Annotated in this window: 21 protein-coding genes; 15 read left to right on the top strand and 6 right to left on the bottom strand. The window is 63.0% G+C overall.

The window, feature by feature from the left end; genetic code table 11:
- Positions 1-25: 25 nt before the first annotated feature.
- Positions 26-559, bottom strand: coding sequence for a GNAT family N-acetyltransferase (locus NKK51_RS25160; protein ID WP_352440876.1), 534 nt, complete (start codon positions 557-559; stop codon positions 26-28).
- A 199-nt stretch (positions 560-758) separates the two neighbouring features.
- Here NKK51_RS25160 and NKK51_RS25165 point away from each other — a divergent pair, with 199 nt between their 5' ends.
- The 4 genes from NKK51_RS25165 to NKK51_RS25180 all read left to right on the top strand — a co-directional run bounded on the left by NKK51_RS25165 (position 759) and on the right by NKK51_RS25180 (position 4,396).
- Positions 759-1,214 (top strand): DUF2214 family protein, encoded by a 456-nt coding sequence (locus NKK51_RS25165; protein ID WP_352554949.1) that lies wholly within the window; start codon positions 759-761, stop codon positions 1,212-1,214.
- 136 nt (positions 1,215-1,350) lie between these two features.
- The gene (locus tag NKK51_RS25170; RefSeq protein WP_352554950.1) at positions 1,351-2,328 is read left to right on the top strand and encodes a tripartite tricarboxylate transporter substrate-binding protein; all 978 of its coding nucleotides are present in this window, start codon (positions 1,351-1,353) and stop codon (positions 2,326-2,328) included.
- 75 nt (positions 2,329-2,403) lie between these two features.
- On the top strand, positions 2,404-2,877 hold the full coding sequence (locus NKK51_RS25175; protein WP_027037698.1) for a tripartite tricarboxylate transporter TctB family protein: 474 nt from the start codon (positions 2,404-2,406) through the stop codon (positions 2,875-2,877).
- Between the two features lie 10 nt (positions 2,878-2,887).
- On the top strand, positions 2,888-4,396 hold the full coding sequence (locus tag NKK51_RS25180; RefSeq protein ID WP_352554951.1) for a tripartite tricarboxylate transporter permease: 1,509 nt from the start codon (positions 2,888-2,890) through the stop codon (positions 4,394-4,396).
- A 1-nt stretch (position 4,397) separates the two neighbouring features.
- Here the strand turns inward: NKK51_RS25180 and nth are convergent, their stop codons facing one another.
- Positions 4,398-5,222, bottom strand: a complete 825-nt coding sequence (gene nth, locus NKK51_RS25185; RefSeq protein ID WP_352554952.1) for an endonuclease III — start codon at positions 5,220-5,222, stop codon at positions 4,398-4,400.
- Positions 5,223-5,244: 22 nt separating this feature from the next.
- On the opposite strand from nth, the gene NKK51_RS25190 reads away from it, so the two are divergent.
- The 9 genes from NKK51_RS25190 (at position 5,245) to NKK51_RS25230 (ending at position 12,023) form a co-directional block, all read left to right on the top strand.
- A complete protein-coding gene (locus NKK51_RS25190) occupies positions 5,245-5,739 on the top strand; it encodes a DUF2244 domain-containing protein (protein ID WP_023812548.1) in 495 nt (164 codons plus the stop codon).
- A gap of 124 nt (positions 5,740-5,863) precedes the next feature.
- Positions 5,864-6,739 carry a methylated-DNA--[protein]-cysteine S-methyltransferase gene (locus NKK51_RS25195; protein WP_023812547.1) on the top strand — a complete coding sequence of 292 codons (876 nt, stop codon included), beginning with the start codon at positions 5,864-5,866 and terminating at the stop codon, positions 6,737-6,739.
- 221 nt (positions 6,740-6,960) lie between these two features.
- Positions 6,961-7,431: a hypothetical protein gene (locus tag NKK51_RS25200; protein ID WP_127296372.1), complete on the top strand. Its 471-nt coding sequence runs from the start codon at positions 6,961-6,963 to the stop codon at positions 7,429-7,431.
- 23 nt (positions 7,432-7,454) lie between these two features.
- Positions 7,455-7,847, top strand: coding sequence for a hypothetical protein (locus NKK51_RS25205; protein ID WP_127296373.1), 393 nt, complete (start codon positions 7,455-7,457; stop codon positions 7,845-7,847).
- Entirely contained in the window at positions 7,814-8,326 is a 513-nt protein-coding gene (locus NKK51_RS25210) for a hypothetical protein (protein ID WP_352554953.1), read from the top strand. The genes NKK51_RS25205 and NKK51_RS25210 overlap by 34 nt, the downstream gene beginning before the upstream one ends.
- Entirely contained in the window at positions 8,301-8,783 is a 483-nt protein-coding gene (locus NKK51_RS25215; protein ID WP_164892880.1) for a hypothetical protein, read from the top strand. The genes NKK51_RS25210 and NKK51_RS25215 overlap by 26 nt, the downstream gene beginning before the upstream one ends.
- Positions 8,784-8,936: 153 nt before the next feature.
- Positions 8,937-9,842: a ribokinase gene (locus tag NKK51_RS25220; protein ID WP_352554954.1), complete on the top strand. Its 906-nt coding sequence runs from the start codon at positions 8,937-8,939 to the stop codon at positions 9,840-9,842.
- A gap of 1 nt (position 9,843) precedes the next feature.
- Positions 9,844-11,295 (top strand): amidase, encoded by a 1,452-nt coding sequence (locus NKK51_RS25225; RefSeq protein WP_352554955.1) that lies wholly within the window; start codon positions 9,844-9,846, stop codon positions 11,293-11,295.
- 113 nt (positions 11,296-11,408) lie between these two features.
- On the top strand, positions 11,409-12,023 hold the full coding sequence (locus tag NKK51_RS25230) for a LysE family translocator (protein WP_352554956.1): 615 nt from the start codon (positions 11,409-11,411) through the stop codon (positions 12,021-12,023).
- A 158-nt stretch (positions 12,024-12,181) separates the two neighbouring features.
- Here NKK51_RS25230 and NKK51_RS25235 read toward each other — a convergent pair whose 3' ends face one another.
- Positions 12,182-13,123 (bottom strand): nucleoside hydrolase, encoded by a 942-nt coding sequence (locus NKK51_RS25235; RefSeq protein ID WP_352554957.1) that lies wholly within the window; start codon positions 13,121-13,123, stop codon positions 12,182-12,184.
- 315 nt (positions 13,124-13,438) lie between these two features.
- Between NKK51_RS25235 and NKK51_RS25240 the strand changes: the two genes are divergently transcribed.
- The gene (locus NKK51_RS25240; RefSeq protein ID WP_023760739.1) at positions 13,439-13,864 is read left to right on the top strand and encodes an Hsp20 family protein; all 426 of its coding nucleotides are present in this window, start codon (positions 13,439-13,441) and stop codon (positions 13,862-13,864) included.
- Positions 13,865-13,985: 121 nt separating this feature from the next.
- Positions 13,986-14,240 (top strand): BQ00720 family protein, encoded by a 255-nt coding sequence (locus NKK51_RS25245; protein WP_023760740.1) that lies wholly within the window; start codon positions 13,986-13,988, stop codon positions 14,238-14,240.
- Between the two features lie 67 nt (positions 14,241-14,307).
- Here the strand turns inward: NKK51_RS25245 and ptsN are convergent, their stop codons facing one another.
- From ptsN to rpoN, 3 genes are all read right to left on the bottom strand, one after another.
- Positions 14,308-14,772 (bottom strand): PTS IIA-like nitrogen regulatory protein PtsN, encoded by a 465-nt coding sequence (ptsN, locus tag NKK51_RS25250; protein WP_013529589.1) that lies wholly within the window; start codon positions 14,770-14,772, stop codon positions 14,308-14,310.
- Positions 14,773-14,877: 105 nt separating this feature from the next.
- A complete protein-coding gene (gene hpf / locus NKK51_RS25255) occupies positions 14,878-15,462 on the bottom strand; it encodes a ribosome hibernation-promoting factor, HPF/YfiA family (protein ID WP_013529588.1) in 585 nt (194 codons plus the stop codon).
- Between the two features lie 263 nt (positions 15,463-15,725).
- Positions 15,726-17,252: an RNA polymerase factor sigma-54 gene (gene rpoN / locus NKK51_RS25260; RefSeq protein WP_352554958.1), complete on the bottom strand. Its 1,527-nt coding sequence runs from the start codon at positions 17,250-17,252 to the stop codon at positions 15,726-15,728.
- Between the last annotated feature and the right edge of the window lie 146 nt (positions 17,253-17,398).

Genomic DNA, 17,398 nt, shown 5'->3' on the forward strand with positions numbered 1-17,398 from the left:
GCAGCGGGCAGCCTCGCCGCTCAGGTCACCGCGCCAGCAGGATGGTCGGAGTGTCATGATAGGTGGTCTTCACCACTTCCCGGTAACCGCACTTGGCAGCCACCCTCAGCGAAGCGCCGTTTTCCGGATCGATGATGCAGACGGTCTTCTCGCGCCCGAAAATCACTTCGCCCCACGCCAGGACGCGGGCAACCACCTCGGTGGCGAAGCCCGCCCCGTGCACGGCCGGAACCAGCGCCCACCCGGCCTCGGGAATGCCTTCGATCGATGGTTCCATGTCGCGCTTCAGATCGTGAAACCCGGCCTCGCCGATGAAGCGCCCGGTCGCCTTCTCCTCGATCGCCCAGAAGCCATAGCCGAGCAGCGACCACAGGCCGGCGTGACGCAGGAAGCGCATCCAGCTCTCTTCGCGCGTGCGCGGCTTGCCCCCGATGAAACGGGTGACCACTGGATCGGTCCACATCGCGGCATAGGCGTCGAAATCGTCCAGCCGGTGTGCCCGCAGGATGGTGCGCTTCGTTTCGATGACAGGGGCGCTGGTCGCTTGTGGATTGTTCATGGGATCTGCCTCGCACGATCGCCAGCGCTTAGCAAATCGGCGGTGCGGCGCAAGGGGCCAGGGCAACACGGCCCATCATCCAGGCGCCGCTATGGGAATTTTGTGAGACGGTGTTATTTTTCACGGCAGGCTGATTCAACACCTGCCAGCGCGACCTTTTTCAGGCGCGCATTGGCGCCGTCAAACCCGGCGAAAGAGCATGGACACCACCGATCTTGTGCTTGCGATCTTCCATCATCTGCTGGTGTTTTCGCTGGCGGGGATTATCGGCGCCGAATTCGTCCTGATCCGCAGCGATCTGGGTGCTGCGACGCTCAAGAGGCTCGCCGGCATCGACCGCCATTACGGCATCATTGCCACGCTGATCATCGTCGTCGGCATCGGCCGCGTCTTCTATGGCCTCAAGGGCTGGGAATTCTACGTCTATAACTGGGTGTTCTGGGCCAAGATAGCGGCGTTCATCGTGGCCGGCCTGCTGTCGATCATCCCGACCGTCCGCTTCATATCCTGGAACAGGCAGGCGAGCGGCAATGCCTCGTTCCAGGTGCCGGCGACCGAGCTTGCATCCGTGAAGACCTACATCCGAGCCGAAGCTTTCATCTTCCTGCTCATCCCGGTCTTCGCGGCGGCGATGGCGCGCGGCTACGGCTACTAGGATAGGGCCGATCAGCAGTTTGCCGTTTGCCTCCGGTTGCAATCTGCTAGCTTGCGCTAGTTGTTGCTTCATCCGCAGGCGGTGCTGAGAGGGACCCCGCAGCGGTTGGAGATTGATACACTGGGAGGAGATCACGATGAGAAGATTTGTCGCCGCTTTGGCTGCTGCCGCGGCCGTCACGCTTTATGGGTTCACTGCCGGCGCGCAGACCTATCCCGAACGCACCATCACCGTTGTGGTGCCGTTTGCGGCCGGCGGCCCGACCGACACGGTCACGCGCCTCGTCGCCGAAGCGATGTCGAAGGATCTCGGCCAGCAGGTCATCGTCGAAAATGTCGGCGGTGCCGGCGGCACGCTGGGTGCCGGCCGCGTCGCCAACGCCGAGCCTGACGGCTATACGCTGCTGCTCCATCATATCGGCATGGCGACAAGTGCGACACTGTACAGAAAGCTCGCCTACGACACGCTGAACGCCTTCGAATATGTCGGCCTCGTCACCGAGGTGCCGATGACCATCGTCGGCCGCAAGGACCTGGAGCCGACCGACCTCAAGGGGTTGGTGGAGTACGCCAAGGCCAACAAGGATTCCATAACCGTCGCCAATGCAGGCATCGGTGCGGCCTCGCATCTATGCGGCATGCTGTTCATGAGCGCCATCAAGACGCCGCTGGTCACCGTACCCTACAAGGGCACCGGCCCGGCCATGACCGATCTCCTCGGCGGCCAGGTCGACATCATGTGCGACCAGACGACCAACACCACCAAGCAGATTCAGGGCGGCACCATCAAGGCCTATGCCGTCACCTCGCCGGAGCGCCTCGATGTGCTGAAAGACGTGCCCACGACGGTGGAAGGCGGCCTTCCCGAAGTGCAGGTCGGCATCTGGCACGGTCTCTATGCACCCAAGGGCACGCCGGCCGGGATCACCGAACGCCTGTCGAAATCGCTGCAGGTCGCGCTGAAGGACCAGAACGTCGTCGCCCGCTTCGCCGAACTCGGCACCAAGCCGTCGCCCGAGGCCGATGCGACGCCGGCCGCACTGAAGGCCAAGCTGGAAAGCGAGATCGCGCGCTGGAAGCCGATCATCGAAGCCGCCGGCCAGTACGCCGACTGAGGTTGGAATAGGGGCGCCACCAGCGCCCCTATTCGCTTGGCATCCGCTACCCACTGCGGGCTTGGGAGAACCATCATGAAACCTTTCGCGATCGACAGGGCCAACGGCCTGTGCGCCGCCCTGTTCATCGGTTTCGGCGCATGGTTCGCGCTGCAATCGCTCGGCCTCGAAATCGGCACCGCGTTGCGCATGGGTCCAGGCTATTTTCCGCTGGTCCTGGCGATCGTGCTGATCCTGCTTGGCGCCGTCATTCTCGTCCAGGCCGTACGCGTCGGGGGCGAAGCGATCGGGCATATCGCGTGGCGCGGCATGCTGCTCATCCTGCCTGCTCCGATCTTCTTCGGCCTGACGGTGCGCGGCCTCGGCTTCATCCCGTCGATCTTCCTGACGGCGTTGATCGCGTCGTTTGCCAGCCGCCGCATGAAGCCGTTGACCGCGCTCGTGCTGTCGGCCGGCCTGACATTGTTTGCGTACCTCGTCTTCAGCTACGCGCTCGGCCTGCCGTTCCGCCGCTTCGGCCCGTGGCTGGCCCCATGGTTGGTGTCGTGAGGCGATGAGCATGGATCTGCTCGACAACCTCGCGCTCGGTTTTTCGACGGCGACGTCGCTGACCAACCTCGGTTTCTGCCTGATCGGCGTCCTTCTCGGCACGCTGATCGGCGTCCTGCCCGGCATCGGCGCCACCGCGACCATCGCCATGCTTTTGCCGATCACCTTCCAGATCGGCGACCCGGTTTCCTCCCTCATCATGCTCGCCGGCATCTATTACGGTGCCCAATATGGCGGCTCGACCACCGCCATTCTCATCAACATGCCGGGCGAATCCTCGTCCGCCGTCACCGCGATCGACGGCTACCAGATGGCCAGGAACGGCCGCGCCGGAGCGGCCCTCGCGATCGCGGCCATCGGCTCGTTCTTTGCCGGCACGGTGTCGACGTTCCTCGTCGCCATCTTTGCCCCGCCGCTGACGGCGATCGCGCTGAAATTCGGCGCGGCCGAGTATTTTTCGCTGATGATCGTCGGCTTGGTTTCGTCCGTCGCGCTCGCCCACGGCTCTATCGTCAAGGCGCTGGCCATGGTCGTGCTCGGCCTGCTGCTCGGCATTGTCGGCACCGACATCTACACCGGCACGCCGCGCTTCACGCTTGGAATCCGGGAATATGCCGACGGATTGAATTTCGTTGCGGTGGCGGTCGGCGTCTTTGGCGTCGCCGAGATCCTGCGCAACCTCGAAAACGAGGATGAGCGTTCCGTGATGATCCGCAAGGTCACCGGCCTTATGCCGACCCGCGAGGACTTTCGGCGCATGGCAGCGCCCATCGTGCGCGGAACAATCATCGGTTCGGCGCTCGGCATCCTGCCGGGAGGCGGCGCGATCCTGGCAGCTTTTACGTCCTACACGGTCGAAAAACGCGTCTCGAAAAACCCGCAGGAGTTCGGCAAGGGCGCCATCGAAGGCGTCGCCGGACCGGAATCGGCCAACAATGCCGGTGCGCAGACCTCCTTCATCCCGATGCTGACGCTCGGCATTCCAGCCAACCCGGTCATGGCGCTGATGATCGGCGCCATGATCATCCAGGGCATCGTGCCCGGCCCCAATGTCGCGACCGAACAGCCGGCGCTGTTCTGGGGCATCATCGCCTCGATGTGGATCGGCAATCTGATGCTGATCATCCTCAACCTGCCGCTGATCGGGCTTTGGGTGAAGCTGCTGACGATCCCCTACTACGTGCTTTTCCCGATCATCATGGCGTTCTGCTCGATCGGCGTCTACAGCGTCAACAGCAACGTCTACGACCTCTACGCCGTCGCCTTCTTCGGCTTCCTCGGCTACCTCCTGACCAAGCTGCGCTGCGAACCGGCACCGCTGCTGCTCGGCTTCGTGCTCGGACCGCTGCTCGAGGAAAACCTGCGCCGCGCCATGATCCTCTCGCGCGGCGACCCAAGCACCTTCGTGACGAGACCGATCAGCGCCGGCCTGCTGCTCATCGCGCTCGCCGTGCTCGTCATCGTCTTCCTGCCGGCGGTCAAGAAAAAGCGCGAAGAGGTGTTTGTGGAGGAGAGTTGAACTACGTCGTCGTTCCGCTTCGGTCCTGTATCTCTTCGACAGGATCGAGCGGTGCGATCGGCACCAGCGGTGCTGGCACATCGGTCGTCTTGACCTCGGCCTTGCAGATGTCGGCGATGACGCAGGCCGGGCAATCCGGCTTGCGCGCCTTGCAGACGTAGCGGCCATGCAGGATCAGCCAGTGATGTGCATGGCGCATATATTCGTCCGGAATGATCTTCAACAATCCCTGCTCGACCTGTTCCGGTGTCTTGCCGGGCGCCAGCCCGAGCCGGTTGCCTATGCGGAGAATGTGCGTGTCGACCGCCATCGTGTGCTGGCCGAAGGCCAAGTTGAGCACGACATTGGCGGTCTTGCGCCCGACCCCGGGCAGCTTGACCAATTCATCGCGACTGTCGGGTACCTCGCCGCCATGGTCGCGGATCAGCGCCTGCGACAGCGCAATCACATTCTTCGCCTTGTTGCGCCACAGCCCGATGGTGCGGATATATTCGCCGACCCTTGCCTCCCCCAGCGCCAGCATCTTGTGCGGCGTATCGGCGGCCTTGAACAGCGCCCGCGTCGCCTTGTTGACGCCGGCATCCGTCGCTTGCGCCGACAGCACCACCGCGACCAGCAGCGTGAAGGCGTTGACATGTTCGAGCTCGCCCTTCGGCTCGGGCCGCTGGACGGAAAAGCGCCGGAATATCTCGTTCACTTCGGCCGGGCTGTAGCGTGACGCGCTTCGCACCGGCCGCGGACGCGGCTTGGCGTCCGACCCATCGCTTCGTGCGGGCAACAGCTCTTTTTTGGACAGGGAAGAATCTTTGGACTTGGGGCTTGCCATTTCCCTCCTATAATATCCCCTCATGAGCGACACAAACGCCTCGTTTCAGGCCGACGAGCCATTCTTTCAGGCGCTACTCACCCCGCACCGGTCTCTGGGCCGGACAGGATTCTTCGTCCTGATCGGTGCGCTGCTGTTCGGCTGGCTTGTGACAGGCGCGTTTTTCCTGTCGCGCGGCGCCTGGCCGGTGTTCGGCTTCTTCGGCCTCGACGTGGCCGCCGTCTACATCGCCTTTCGCATCAACTATCGTGCCGCTCGTGCCCGCGAAGAAGTCTCGGTCTCGCGCACCAGCCTCGACATCCGCAAGACAGCCCCCTCGGGGAAATCGGAAGCGCATCGCTTCAATCCGTTCTGGGCGCGGTTTTCGGTGGCCCGTCACGCCGAGATCGGCATCACAGGGATGACGGTGGAAGGCCAAGGGCAGAACGTGCCGATCGGATCCTTCCTGGACCCCGATTCCCGCGAGAGTTTTGCCACCGCCTTTTCGCGGGCGCTGGCGACCGCCAAGGCACGCTGAGCCAGCCACGAGCGACTCCAGGGCTCGAATCCTGTGTCCATCTGGGTATGCGCCGCAAGAAAGCAAGTTTCGGGTGGCGATCGACGCCCCGAGGGGCGATATTCCGGCTCAAGGAGACAGTTCCATGAGCACACACACCGCGGTCCTCAAAAAGGACATCACGCCTGAAGGCAGCGACTACGAAATCGTGCGCCGTGCCATCGAGAAGATCAGTCTCGACTATCGTGATCAGCCTTCCCTTGAAGAACTGGCCGAGGAGGTCGGCGAGACGCCAACCGGCTTGCAAAAACTCTTCACCCGCTGGGCCGGCCTGTCGCCCAAGGCCTTCCTGCAGGCGGTGACACTGGACCATGCGCGCAGGCTGCTCGATTCCGGCATGCCGCTGCTCGAGACCTCGTTTGAACTGGGCATGTCCGGCCCGGGCCGGCTGCATGACCTGTTCGTCACGCATGAGGCGATGTCGCCGGGCGACTACAAGACACGCGGCGCCGGGCTCATCATCCGCTACGGCTTCCATTCCTCGCCGTTCGGCACCGCCCTGATCATGGCCACCGAGCGCGGACTCGCCGGCCTCGCCTTCAGCGACCCCGGCGAGGAACGCGCCGCCTTCGCCGACATGTCCAGCCGCTGGCCGAACGCCATTTATGTCGAGGACATGATTGCTACCGGCCCCTATGCCGCCCGTATCTTCGACCCGGCGCTGTGGCGCCCCGACCAGCCGCTGCATGTCGTCATGATCGGCACCGACTTCCAGGTTCGCGTCTGGGAGGCGCTGCTCAAGATCCCGATGGGTAAGGCCCGCACCTATTCCTCGATTGCGGCCAGCATCGGCGCACCGTCCGCCAGCCGTGCGGTCGGTGCGGCCAACGGCGCCAATCCGCTCTCTTTCGTGGTGCCTTGTCACCGCGCCATCGGTAAATCAGGCGACCTCACCGGCTATCACTGGGGCCTGACCCGCAAGCGCGCCATTCTGGGCTGGGAAGCCGGGCAGGTATCGTAATATCGATTTTTCTCAATATTACGAGGAAAACCATGGGTATGTCGGCGTTAATAAGTATAAGCGCGATTTCCACTGTGGTTTTCACCTTTGCAACCGAGGGCAACCTCCGGTTCCTGTAATAGTTATTTTGAGCCATTGTTTTAGGTAACTCTAAATTAACCACGATAAAGTGATGATGCCCTCATATTAATCCGGACGATCCGGCTTGATAGGAGGTCCCGATGACATTGTTTCGCGTCGCCTGCGGCGCAGCTCTGCTGGTTGCCAGCATCGACGAGGCCGCGTTGGCCGCGACGCAAAATGTCATCTTCAATGGCACGATCGCGCCCACCTGCACGCTTGTCGTTGCCACCAACGGTACGATGACGGCCAGTCCCGATCTCCAGTCCCTCAGTTCCCACAACAGCGGCGGCTCGGCTGGAACCGTGACGTTGACGACGACCGGAGGTGTGTCGCTGAGTGTCGACCCGGTCACCACCATGACGGTGCCATCCGCCGACAGCACGTCGACGACCTGGACGCCCACCTACTCCGCCGCCGGCGCGCATTCCATCGTCGAGACCGGCTCGGCAACCAGCATCACCACACCCGGCGCCGATCTCGTCTCGGTTCACCTCGCCGGAACCAAAGGCGGCAGCAATCGCTTCGCCAACGGCAATTATCAGGCAACGGTAACGCTGCGCTGCGAATGACGCGTAGCGAAGGAGGGGGGTCGTTGAAACATGTTCGAATCCTGGCGACGGCATTGGCCGTCGGATTGGCGCCCATTGCCGCCAAGGCCCAATCGATGTCGCCGATGCGTGGCGAGATCAACAGCTTCACCGAGGTCTTCGCGGTTCGCGTCTTCCCCGCCAATCCCTACGACCGGAAGATCCGGGTCGAAATCCATGTCTACGATCAGGATTTTCAGCCGGTAGATGCCAGAATCTCTCCAGATGTCTTCCAACTGGCTTCGCAGGCCTCCCGGTCTGTCCTTGTGGTTGTGCCTTTCGACGGCGCCGCCGAGCGTAAAGTGCGTATCTGCACCGAAAGCATCCCCTTTCCCAATCAACAGACGCAGATAAGGGCACAGATATGCGGAAAGTTTTTTGGGCGCCGCAAGTCCTGACACTGGCGCTCGCGGCTGCTTGGGCGGGTGCGTCGCCGGCCGGGGCCGAGGACGTCTACAACCTCAACCAGAATGAGAGCGGCTTCAACCTGCCCGGTGTCACCTTGCCCCAGGGCCAGGACGAGGTCCATGCCGCGGACGGTACCACTTGCCGTTCCGCCGTCACCGGTTCCGGCGCTTATGTCGATCTCGGCGTTATCAGAGGCAACAGCCAGTCGGACAACAGCGTTGCCACCTATGGTCGGGTGGTGATCCCGATCGGGCGCACGCCGAAGCGCGTCGATTGCAGCCGTCTCTATGAGCTTGAGGTCGAGCGCCTGCAGTTGGAACTGAAGCTCCTCAAAATGGGCCTCGGCGCCGACGGCCAGACGGCGAGCGTGGCTGCCAGCACTTCCACGGCCGCGTCACCGGGGTGGGCCAACGAAGGCTGGAGCATCAGGACCGGAAGTGGTGATGGCAAGAAAAAGAAGAAGCAGTAGTCGCGCGCTGCTTGCGATGGCAGCACTTGCCGGTTCCTGCCTTCCGGTGCAGGCGGCGATCATCGGCACCTGCACCATCATGGTCGGGGCGTCCGGAACGATGAAGGCCAATCCCGCCATCAGCATACTGGGCTCCAAACAGGCAGGCGGATCGAGCGCCAGCGCCACCGTGGTGGCAAGCTCCCTGTTGTGCTCGATACTTAACTTGCTTGACTGCTATTCGGTTTCGGCGCCGGCGCCTGCCGCATTCTCGTCCGCGCCGAGCGGCGGCGGCACCAACGTGACCTTCGCTTCGGTCTTCCGCCTCGATGGCTCGGGGGCCGATGTCAACGGAAGTGTGCCGCAGAGGGTTGCCAACGGCACCCACACGATGCAGGTCGACCTCACCGCCACCAGGTCGAGCGGTATCTTTCCCGCCGGCAACTATCAGGGCACGGTCACCGTGCGCTGCGAATAAAGCCACGACACCCCAAATCGGGCTGGACCATGCGCGTGGTCTGGCAAGCCGCGGCCTTACAGGTTAGCTTCCGCGCAATCGGAACGACCTGCGTTCGCCCGGACGCACGAAGGACGCTCCGACATTTGAATTTGCGTTGCCAGGAGGCCTTGCTTGATTATCGTCATCGGTTCGATCAACCTCGACCTTATCGCCAAGGTCGACCGCTTGCCAAGCCCCGGCGAGACGGTAGGCGGCTCGGCCTTCACCACCGCACCTGGGGGCAAGGGCGCCAACCAGGCGCTGGCCGCCGCACGCGCCGGCGCCTCGGTGCGCATGGTCGGCGCTGTCGGCAGGGACAGCTTCGCAACCGAGGCACTGGCATTGCTGCGCGACGGCAAGGTCGACCTGTCCGGCGTTGCCGAGACTCACGCCTCGACCGGGACGGCACTGATCATGGTCGCCGACGACGGCGAGAACATCATCGCCGTGGTGCCGGGCGCCAACGCTTCCGTGGTGCCCGGCGATCTCTCCAAGGCCTTTCTGAAAAAAGGCGACGTCGTGCTGCTGCAAAATGAGATTCCGCTGGCCACCGTCGATGCCGCCCTCGACCAGGCAAGGGCGGCCGGCGCCATCACCGTGCTCAACACGGCGCCGTTCCAGGGGCAAGCAGCCGGCTTTCTCGGCAAGGCCGACTATGTCGTCGCCAACGAAACCGAGTTCGACCTCTATGGCGAAGCGCTGTCGCTGCAAGGCCGCGACCGGGCGGCCCGCATGCGCGACTTTGCCGGAAAGACCGGCCGCACCGTCGTCGTCACACTCGGCGGCGACGGCGTGATGGCGGCGACACCGACCGAGTACCTGGCCGTTCCTGCGCGCAAGATAACGCCTGTCGACACGGTCGGCGCCGGCGATACGTTCTGCGGCTATTTCGCCGCCAGCCTGTCGTCAGGCCTGACGCTCGAACAGGCGCTGGCGCGCGCCGGCGCGGCCGGCTCGCTGGCCTGCCTGAAGCCTGGCGCCCAACCGGCGATCCCGCTCGCCAAAGACGTCGATCAGGCGCTGCAGGAAACCCGTTAAAATGCTGCGTCCTCAAACGAAACATGCCGTGCCGCCGGCAAGCGACATCTGCCGCCTGTCCGCGGTCGAACTCGCCGGCGCGATCCGGGAGAGAGAGCTTTCCGTGCGCGAGGTGGTGGCGGCATTCCTCGATCGCATCGAGGCGGTCAATCCGCTGGTCAACGCCATCGTCTCCTTGCGCGATCGCGCCGATATCCTGCGCGAAGCCGATGCGGCCGATGCCAGCCCGTCGCGAGCCGAAGCGGCGGGGCCGCTCTTCGGCCTGCCCATCGCCATCAAGGATCTCGCCTCGACCACGGGCCTCAGGACCTCCTTCGGCTCGCCGATCTTCGCCGATTTCGTGCCGCAGGAAGACGATTTCTTCGTCGAGCGTATCCGCAATGCCGGCGCCATCATCATCGGAAAGACCAACGTCCCCGAATTCGGGCTTGGCTCCAACACCTACAATGCCGTGTTCGGGCCGACGCTGAACGCCTTCGATCCGGCCCTGACCGCCGGCGGCTCGAGCGGCGGCGCGGCGGTGGCCCTGGCGCTCGACATGGTGCCCGTCGCCGATGGCAGCGACTTCGGCGGCTCGCTGCGCAACCCGGCTGCCTGGAACAATGTTTTTGGCTTCCGCCCGTCGCAAGGACTTGTTCCCGGCGGACCCGATTTTGACGTCTTTCATGCGCAGATGGGCGTCGATGGGCCGATGGGCCGCAACGTCCGTGACATGGCGCTGCTGCTCGATGTGCAGGCCGGTTATCATCCGCGCGCGCCATTGTCCTACGAGAAACCTGGCTCGTTCCTCGAAGGGCTTGGAATATCCGCAACTGGTGGCCGCATCGCCTGGCTCGGTGACCTCGGCGTTCATCTGCCGGTTGAAACAGGCATTCTCGACCTGTGCGAGGCAGCACTTGGCCGCTTTGCGAAGGCATCGTTCCTGACCGAGCCGCTGCTGCCGGATTTCGATTTCGAAGCGCTGTGGCGGGCCTTCGTCACGCTGCGCCAAGCCAGCAGCGGCTGCGCGCTCAAAACCCACTATGACGATCCTGCGAAACGCGGCCTGCTCAAGCCGGAAGCCATCTGGGAAGTGGAGAATGCAATGCGGCTGACGGCGCCGCAGATCCGCGCCGCCTCCGTGACCCGCACATCCTGGCATCGCAAGCTGCTGTCGCTCTTCGACCGCTATGACCTGATTGCGCTGCCGACGGCGCAGGTCTTCCCCTTCGACATAGGCACGCATTGGCCCCGTGAGGTCGCCGGACGCGCAATGGACAGCTACCACCGCTGGATGCAGGTTTCCGCCTTCGCGACCCTAGGCGGCTGCCCGGCGGTCAACGTGCCGGTCGGCTTCGACGACCGGGGCCGGCCGATGGGCATGCAGCTGATCGGGCGGCCGCGCGGCGACCTCGCCGTACTCAAGGCGGCGGCGGCCTATGAGGCTACACTGCCCTGGCAGGCCGGCGCCTGAACCGGGCGGACTGGCGTGTCGCAGGGCGCTAGGTAGCGGCTTGCACCGGCTGCGCTGCTATGCATTGATTACCCTCAACCGCGCCGCCTCGGCGGTATTCCTGGGGAAAAATCATGTCGTTCGAACTCTACGCTGCCTATGTCCTCGCTTGCATCGTTATCATCCTGGTGCCCGGTCCGACGGTCACGCTGATCATCGCCAACAGCATTCGCCATGGCTCGCGCGCCGGCCTCGCCAATGTCGCCGGCACGCAGGCCGGGCTTGCCGTGATGATCGCCATCGTCGGCATCGGCCTCAACACGCTGATCGCAGGCATGGGCCACTGGTTCGAGTGGGTCAGGCTGATCGGCGCCGCCTATCTGATCTGGATGGGTGTGCAGATGTTCCGTTCCAAAGGCACGCTGAATGCCGATGGAACAGCGAGAAAGCCACGCGGCGGCTTCTTCCTGCAGGGCTTGCTGGTGGCGCTCAGCAATCCCAAGACGCTGATTTTTTTCGGCGCCTTCTTTCCGCAGTTCATTTCGCCGCAAGGCAACTACTCGCTGCAGATCGCCATCATGGGCCTGACCGCCATGATCTTCGCCGCCTTCTCGGATTCGACCTATGCGCTGGCCGCCGGCCGCGCCGGGCGCCTGTTGTCGGCCGGCCGCATAAAACTTTTGTCGAGGATCAGCGGCAGCTTCATGGTCGGCGGCGGCCTGTGGTTGGCGTTTTCAAAGGCGAAGTAAGGTGCGCCTCTTCCCTCGCCCCGTTTACGGGGAGAGCGTGGTCGCGAAGCGATCGGGTGAGGGGCAACGCCGGGTCTGCAGACAAAATATTAACGTTTGTGCCGCCCCTCATCCCCCTGCCGGGACCTTCTCCCCTTAAACGGGGAGAAGGGAAGCTTTTAAAGCCGCCCCAGCCTCTCCACCAGCAACGCGAAAAACCCATCATGGTCGATGTCGCGCATCACCATGGCGTTCTTCGGCCGCTTGGTGACGCCCCACCAGTCGATCACGGTCATCCCCATGGTCAGTTCCGAGGCGGTTTCCACGCTGACGTTGCAGTTGCGGCCCTTGAACAGGTCCGGCTTCAACAGATAGGCGATGACGCAAGGGTCGTGCAGCGGGCCGCCGTCGGTGCCGTATTTCTCCTCGTCGAAGCGCTCGAAGAACTCCAGCATCTCGGCGGTGGCGGTGCCGACCTTGGTGCCGAGCGCGCGGAAGGTTTGCGTGCGCTTGGCAGTGGTCAGCGCCTTATGGGTGACATCGAGCGGCATCATCACGATCGGGATGCCGGATTTGAGCACGACATCGGCGGCCTGCGGATCGACATAGATGTTAAATTCGGCGGTCGGGGTGACGTTGCCGCCTTCGAAGAAGCCGCCGCCCATCAGCACGATTTCCTTGATGCGTGGTGCGATGCGCGGCTCGCGGATCAGCGCCAGCGCAATGTTGGTGAGCGGGCCGAGCGCGCAAAGCGTGATCGTGCCGCTTTCTTCGCTCATCAGCGTCTGGACGATGAAATCGACCGCGTACTGGTCCTGCAGCTTCATCGTCGGTTCGGGCAGTTGCGGTCCGTTGAGACCGGTCTTGCCATGCACTTCCTCGGCGGTGACCAATTCGCGCATCAGGGGCCGGATGGCGCCGGCATAGACCTTGATGTCCGGACGGCCAGCCAACTCGCAGATCTTGCGGGCATTCTTTTCGGTAAGCTTCAGCGGCACGTTTCCGGCAACGGCTGATATGCCGACGATCTCCAGTTCGGAGCTGCCGAGCGCCAGCAATATGGCGACGGCATCATCCTGACCGGGATCCGTGTCGATGATGATCTTGCGTGACTGGGGCATTTCAATTCCTTGTTTGGCGAGGTCGTGGGCTTGAACCGATCCGATCGAAGCATCCAAATGACGCCGAAGCGGCCGCGAGCTGCCACGCCGAACCGCTCGACCGGGGAAGACAATCCCCGACCTGCGCGCTTCTCCTTGCATCTGCTCGCCGTTTCAAGCGCCATGTCGGTCATTCCTGTGAGTCCACGCCTGGTCTTTTTGGGCGGGTCTGTTGACGGCTTGAACTTGGTCGCGGGGCGGACCATATCAAGGCCATCGGGAAAAATGCCATCTGGGTTTTTCCACTTTATGTCGCTCTTGAGAGGACAGTGTAACATGAGCCGAATGACGCCCTTTTCCAGCCCGCTTCTCCTTGGTTTCGACGCCATGGAAAAGACCCTGGAACGCTTGGCGAAATCCGGCGACAGCTACCCTCCCTACAACATCGAACGCCTCAGCGGCGCCGACGGCAAGACCGAAAGGTTGCGCATTACATTGGCGGTCGCCGGTTTCGCCGAAAGCGATCTCGATGTCACCACGGAGGAAAACCAGCTGGTCGTGCGCGGCCGTCAGACCGACGACACCGAGCGCGAATTTCTTCATCGCGGCATCGCCGCGCGCCAGTTCCAGCGCTGTTTCGTGCTGGCCGACGGCATGCGGGTGATCGCGGCGGAGTTGAAGAACGGTCTTTTGTCGATCGACCTCGATCGGCCGGAGTCCGAACGGCTGGTACGGAAAATAAACATATCGGTGAAAGACTGATCGTTACCACTGCATCGGCCGGAAAATCGGCACCGATTTTTCGAAAGCACGATGCAGCAAATTGAATGGCTCTCATGCGGGATGGCCTTGAGCGGCGTCCTCGCGCCAAGGAGGCTTTGAAATGACCAGAACTGAAAACATCACCATGACCAATGGCGAATTCGCTCATCTCGGCGAAGGCTCGGTCGCTTATCTCAGAAAGGTCTCGAGCGACGAATTGCTCGGCCGTTTCCCCAATCTCGGCGAAATCGCCCCCGGCATGGAACTGTGGGCGCTGTTTGCCGCCAATGGTCAGCCGATCCTGCTTTCCGATGCGCGTGACCGCGCTCTGGCCGGCGCCATGGAAAACGACCTGACCACCGTCGCCATTCACTGACAGCGATTCCGGCTGAAACGGAAAAGGGCCGCCCATGGCGGCCCTGTGGCGATATCATTCTCGAAATTCAGGCCGCGTGCGAAGCCTGGGTGTCCGACAAAAGCGCGTGGATAGCGGCGGCGTCGCGCGTACCCCTGATCTTGGCCACCGTGTCGGCATCGCGCAGCACCCGCGCGATGCGCGACAGTGCCTTGAGGTGGTCGGCGCCCGCCCCTTCCGGCGCCAATAGCAGAAACACGAGATCGACGGGCTGATCATCCAGCGATTCGAAATCGACAGGCGTCTCCAGCCGGGCGAAAACACCTGCGATGCGCTTCACGCCGGCCAGCTTGCCGTGCGGAATGGCGATGCCGTTGCCGACGCCGGTCGAACCCAGCCGCTCACGCTGCAGGATGGTGTCGAACACCTCCCGCTCCGGAATGCCGGAAATCGCCGCTGCCCGTTCGGACAGCAATTGCAGCAGCTGCTTCTTGGAGTTCGCCTTCAACGCCGGCAGTATCGCCGGAACGTTGATAAGATCGCTCAGATCCATGCTTGAAAATCCCTTGTTCGCCTGCCGTCACCAGTCCCCACCCCTCGTGCGGCCGGCTCTTATCCCAGTGCGACCGTGGTCGTCACGTCCGTGCGACCTTTGTCGTCACGCTTGCGCGACCTTGGTCGTCGACGGGTCGATCCAGCCGATATTTCCATCAGGTCGGCGATAGACGATGTTGAGATGGTCGGTTCCCGCATTGCGGAAGACAAAGACCGGGCTGTCCTTGGTGTCGAGCTCGATGACCGCCGACGCCACCGACATGGTCTTCAGCGTCATGGTTGATTCGGCGACGATGGCCGGCGCGAAATTCTCCGGAATGTCCTCGTCGTCATCGGCAAGCGGCGCCATCACCGTGTAGGCTATGTCGGTCGGCTGGCCGTTGGCGGCGCCCGAATTGTGCGATTTCAGCCGGCGCTTGTAGCGCCTCAGGCGGGTTTCCAGACGATCCGCCGCGGCCTCGAAGGCCAATGTCGGATCCTGGGCATCGCCGGTGGCCTGCAGCGAAGCGCCGGAATCCAGCCGGATCATGCAGTCCGCCGAATAGCGCGAGCCCGATTTGATGACCGTGACATGTCCGGCAAAGCCGCGATCGAAATATTTGCCGATCGCTTCGCCGACGCGATCATTGATGCGTGTCCGAAACGCATCGCCGATGTCCATGTGTTTTCCCGATATGCGCAGATTCATCTGAAAACTGACCTTCCTGCTCAGGCTTCAAACTGGCCCGAGTTTATACTCGTGATCCGTGCGCACAAGCTTTGCGGCGTCACTTGCGCCGATTTTAAATCCAAACTTTCCGGTTGATCACAAGCCGCCCTTTGACCGTCCCGAGGCCAACGTCGTGACGGACCATCCGCATGCGGGCATCTAGCCCGTCTCATGCGGGCGGGCTTCTAGCCACTTCACCGCGGCTTGTCAATGAAGTGCCGGCCTGTGGAAAATCGACCCGCTCAGCGCCCGGCGTTGGCCATCGCCCGTTTCTCGCGTCGGCGCTGCACCGAAGAGGGGATATTCATGCCTTCCCGGTACTTGGCGACCGTACGCCTTGCAATGTCGACGCCACTTTCACGCAACATGTCGACGATTGCGTCGTCGGAAAGCACGTCGACGGGTTTTTCCTCGTCGATCAACTGCTTGATGCGGTCACGCACGGCTTCCGAGGAATGCGCATCGCCGCCGCCCGAGGCGGCGATCGAGGCGGTGAAGAAATACCGGAGCTCGAACACGCCGCGCGGCGTCAGCATGTATTTGTTGGCTGTGACCCGGCTGACCGTCGATTCGTGCATGCCGATGGCGTCGGCCACCGTGCGCAGATTGAGCGGCTTCAGCTGCCGCACGCCATGGACGAGGAAGGCATCCTGCTGGCGAACGATTTCCGAGGCGACCTTGAGGATGGTCTTTGCCCGCTGGTCGAGGCTGCGCGTCAGCCAGTTTGCATTCTGCAGGCATTCGGCCAGAAAATCCTTTTCCGCCTGGTTCTTGGCCTGCGGTGAGACCTGGGCGAAATAGATATGGTCGACCAAAACCCGCGGCAGCGTTTCGGCATTGAGCTCGACCGTCCAGCTGCCGTCATTGGCCGCGCGCACCTCGACATCGGCGACGATCGCGTCGCTGGCGCCGCCCGAAAACGCCATGCCCGGCCGGGGATCGAGCGCCCGGATCTCCGCCAGCATGTCGAGCAGATCCTCCTCGTCGACACCGCAGATCCGTTTCAATGCGTGAAAATCACGCCGTGCCAGGAGTTCGAGATTGGCGACCAGCGCCTTCATCGCCGGATCGAGCCGGTTGCGCACCGCAAGTTGCAGCGACAGGCATTCGGCTAGGTCGCGGGCAAACAGGCCGGCCGGCTCGAAGGTCTGACACACCGCCAGCACCTTCGCGACGGCGGCGGCATCCGCACCGAGACGAACGGCGATCTCGGCCAGGTCGGCACGCAGATAGCCGCTCTCGTCAAGGCCGTCGGCGAGTTCGGCGGCGATCAGCCGTGCAGCCGGATCGGCGAAGGCTAGCGCCACCTGTTCACCGACATGGTCGCGCAGCGTGATCGTCGCGGCCGCCATATCGCCCGCATCAAACCACTCGGATGAGGAACCCGCGCCATTGCCCGAAGCCGACTTCCATTGTGCCGTCAGGTCGGGACCGAGCCGCTCGCTGGTGCCCGGGTCGTCGGGAAACAGGTTTTCCAGCGACGTGTCGAGCTTGTCCGAGATCGCCTCGGCGCTCCACTGCGTCTCGTTTTCGAACCAGTCGCCTTCGGCGGTGGCTTGCGGCTCCGCCTCGATCTTCTGCGCCTGGTCGCTGGCGGCATCGTCCTGCGGCTCGGCGCGTTCCAGCAGCGGGTTGCGCTCGATTTCCTCGTCGATGAAATGCTCAAGCTCGACATGGGTGAACTGCAGCAGCCGAATCGACTGCATCAGCTGCGGCGTCATCACCAGCGACTGCGATTGTCGTAGCTGTAGTTTGGCCGCCAACGCCATGGTTCGGTTTCAAACGCCTCGTCTACGCATCCCGACTTCCGGGCAAGAATTTTGCAGCCGGCCATAAAAACTGGCCCGGCTTTTGCTTGTCAAGGCAATTGGTAGCAAAACGCGCTTACCGGAGCGTTATCCCGGAGCAAAATCGA

Origin of the sequence: Mesorhizobium sp. M0011 (assembly GCF_040324155.1) — a bacterium.
Lineage (GTDB): Bacteria > Pseudomonadota > Alphaproteobacteria > Rhizobiales > Rhizobiaceae > Mesorhizobium.

What these genes read in the sequence shown, in the direction of transcription:
- NKK51_RS25200 (WP_127296372.1), top strand. Translation starts at nt 6,961, where the DNA reads ATGACATTGTTTCGCGTCGCCTGCGGCGCAGCTCTGCTGGTTGCCAGC.
- nth (WP_352554952.1), bottom strand. Translation starts at nt 5,222, where the DNA reads ATGGCAAGCCCCAAGTCCAAAGATTCTTCCCTGTCCAAAAAAGAGCTG.
- NKK51_RS25230 (WP_352554956.1), top strand. Translation starts at nt 11,409, where the DNA reads ATGTCGTTCGAACTCTACGCTGCCTATGTCCTCGCTTGCATCGTTATC.
- NKK51_RS25175 (WP_027037698.1), top strand. Translation starts at nt 2,404, where the DNA reads ATGAAACCTTTCGCGATCGACAGGGCCAACGGCCTGTGCGCCGCCCTG.
- NKK51_RS25190 (WP_023812548.1), top strand. Translation starts at nt 5,245, where the DNA reads ATGAGCGACACAAACGCCTCGTTTCAGGCCGACGAGCCATTCTTTCAG.
- NKK51_RS25225 (WP_352554955.1), top strand. Translation starts at nt 9,844, where the DNA reads ATGCTGCGTCCTCAAACGAAACATGCCGTGCCGCCGGCAAGCGACATC.
- NKK51_RS25245 (WP_023760740.1), top strand. Translation starts at nt 13,986, where the DNA reads ATGACCAGAACTGAAAACATCACCATGACCAATGGCGAATTCGCTCAT.
- NKK51_RS25165 (WP_352554949.1), top strand. Translation starts at nt 759, where the DNA reads ATGGACACCACCGATCTTGTGCTTGCGATCTTCCATCATCTGCTGGTG.
- ptsN (WP_013529589.1), bottom strand. Translation starts at nt 14,772, where the DNA reads ATGGATCTGAGCGATCTTATCAACGTTCCGGCGATACTGCCGGCGTTG.
- NKK51_RS25160 (WP_352440876.1), bottom strand. Translation starts at nt 559, where the DNA reads ATGAACAATCCACAAGCGACCAGCGCCCCTGTCATCGAAACGAAGCGC.
- rpoN (WP_352554958.1), bottom strand. Translation starts at nt 17,252, where the DNA reads ATGGCGTTGGCGGCCAAACTACAGCTACGACAATCGCAGTCGCTGGTG.
- NKK51_RS25170 (WP_352554950.1), top strand. Translation starts at nt 1,351, where the DNA reads ATGAGAAGATTTGTCGCCGCTTTGGCTGCTGCCGCGGCCGTCACGCTT.
- NKK51_RS25240 (WP_023760739.1), top strand. Translation starts at nt 13,439, where the DNA reads ATGAGCCGAATGACGCCCTTTTCCAGCCCGCTTCTCCTTGGTTTCGAC.
- NKK51_RS25210 (WP_352554953.1), top strand. Translation starts at nt 7,814, where the DNA reads ATGCGGAAAGTTTTTTGGGCGCCGCAAGTCCTGACACTGGCGCTCGCG.
- NKK51_RS25180 (WP_352554951.1), top strand. Translation starts at nt 2,888, where the DNA reads ATGGATCTGCTCGACAACCTCGCGCTCGGTTTTTCGACGGCGACGTCG.
- NKK51_RS25235 (WP_352554957.1), bottom strand. Translation starts at nt 13,123, where the DNA reads ATGCCCCAGTCACGCAAGATCATCATCGACACGGATCCCGGTCAGGAT.
- NKK51_RS25215 (WP_164892880.1), top strand. Translation starts at nt 8,301, where the DNA reads ATGGCAAGAAAAAGAAGAAGCAGTAGTCGCGCGCTGCTTGCGATGGCA.
- hpf (WP_013529588.1), bottom strand. Translation starts at nt 15,462, where the DNA reads ATGAATCTGCGCATATCGGGAAAACACATGGACATCGGCGATGCGTTT.
- NKK51_RS25195 (WP_023812547.1), top strand. Translation starts at nt 5,864, where the DNA reads ATGAGCACACACACCGCGGTCCTCAAAAAGGACATCACGCCTGAAGGC.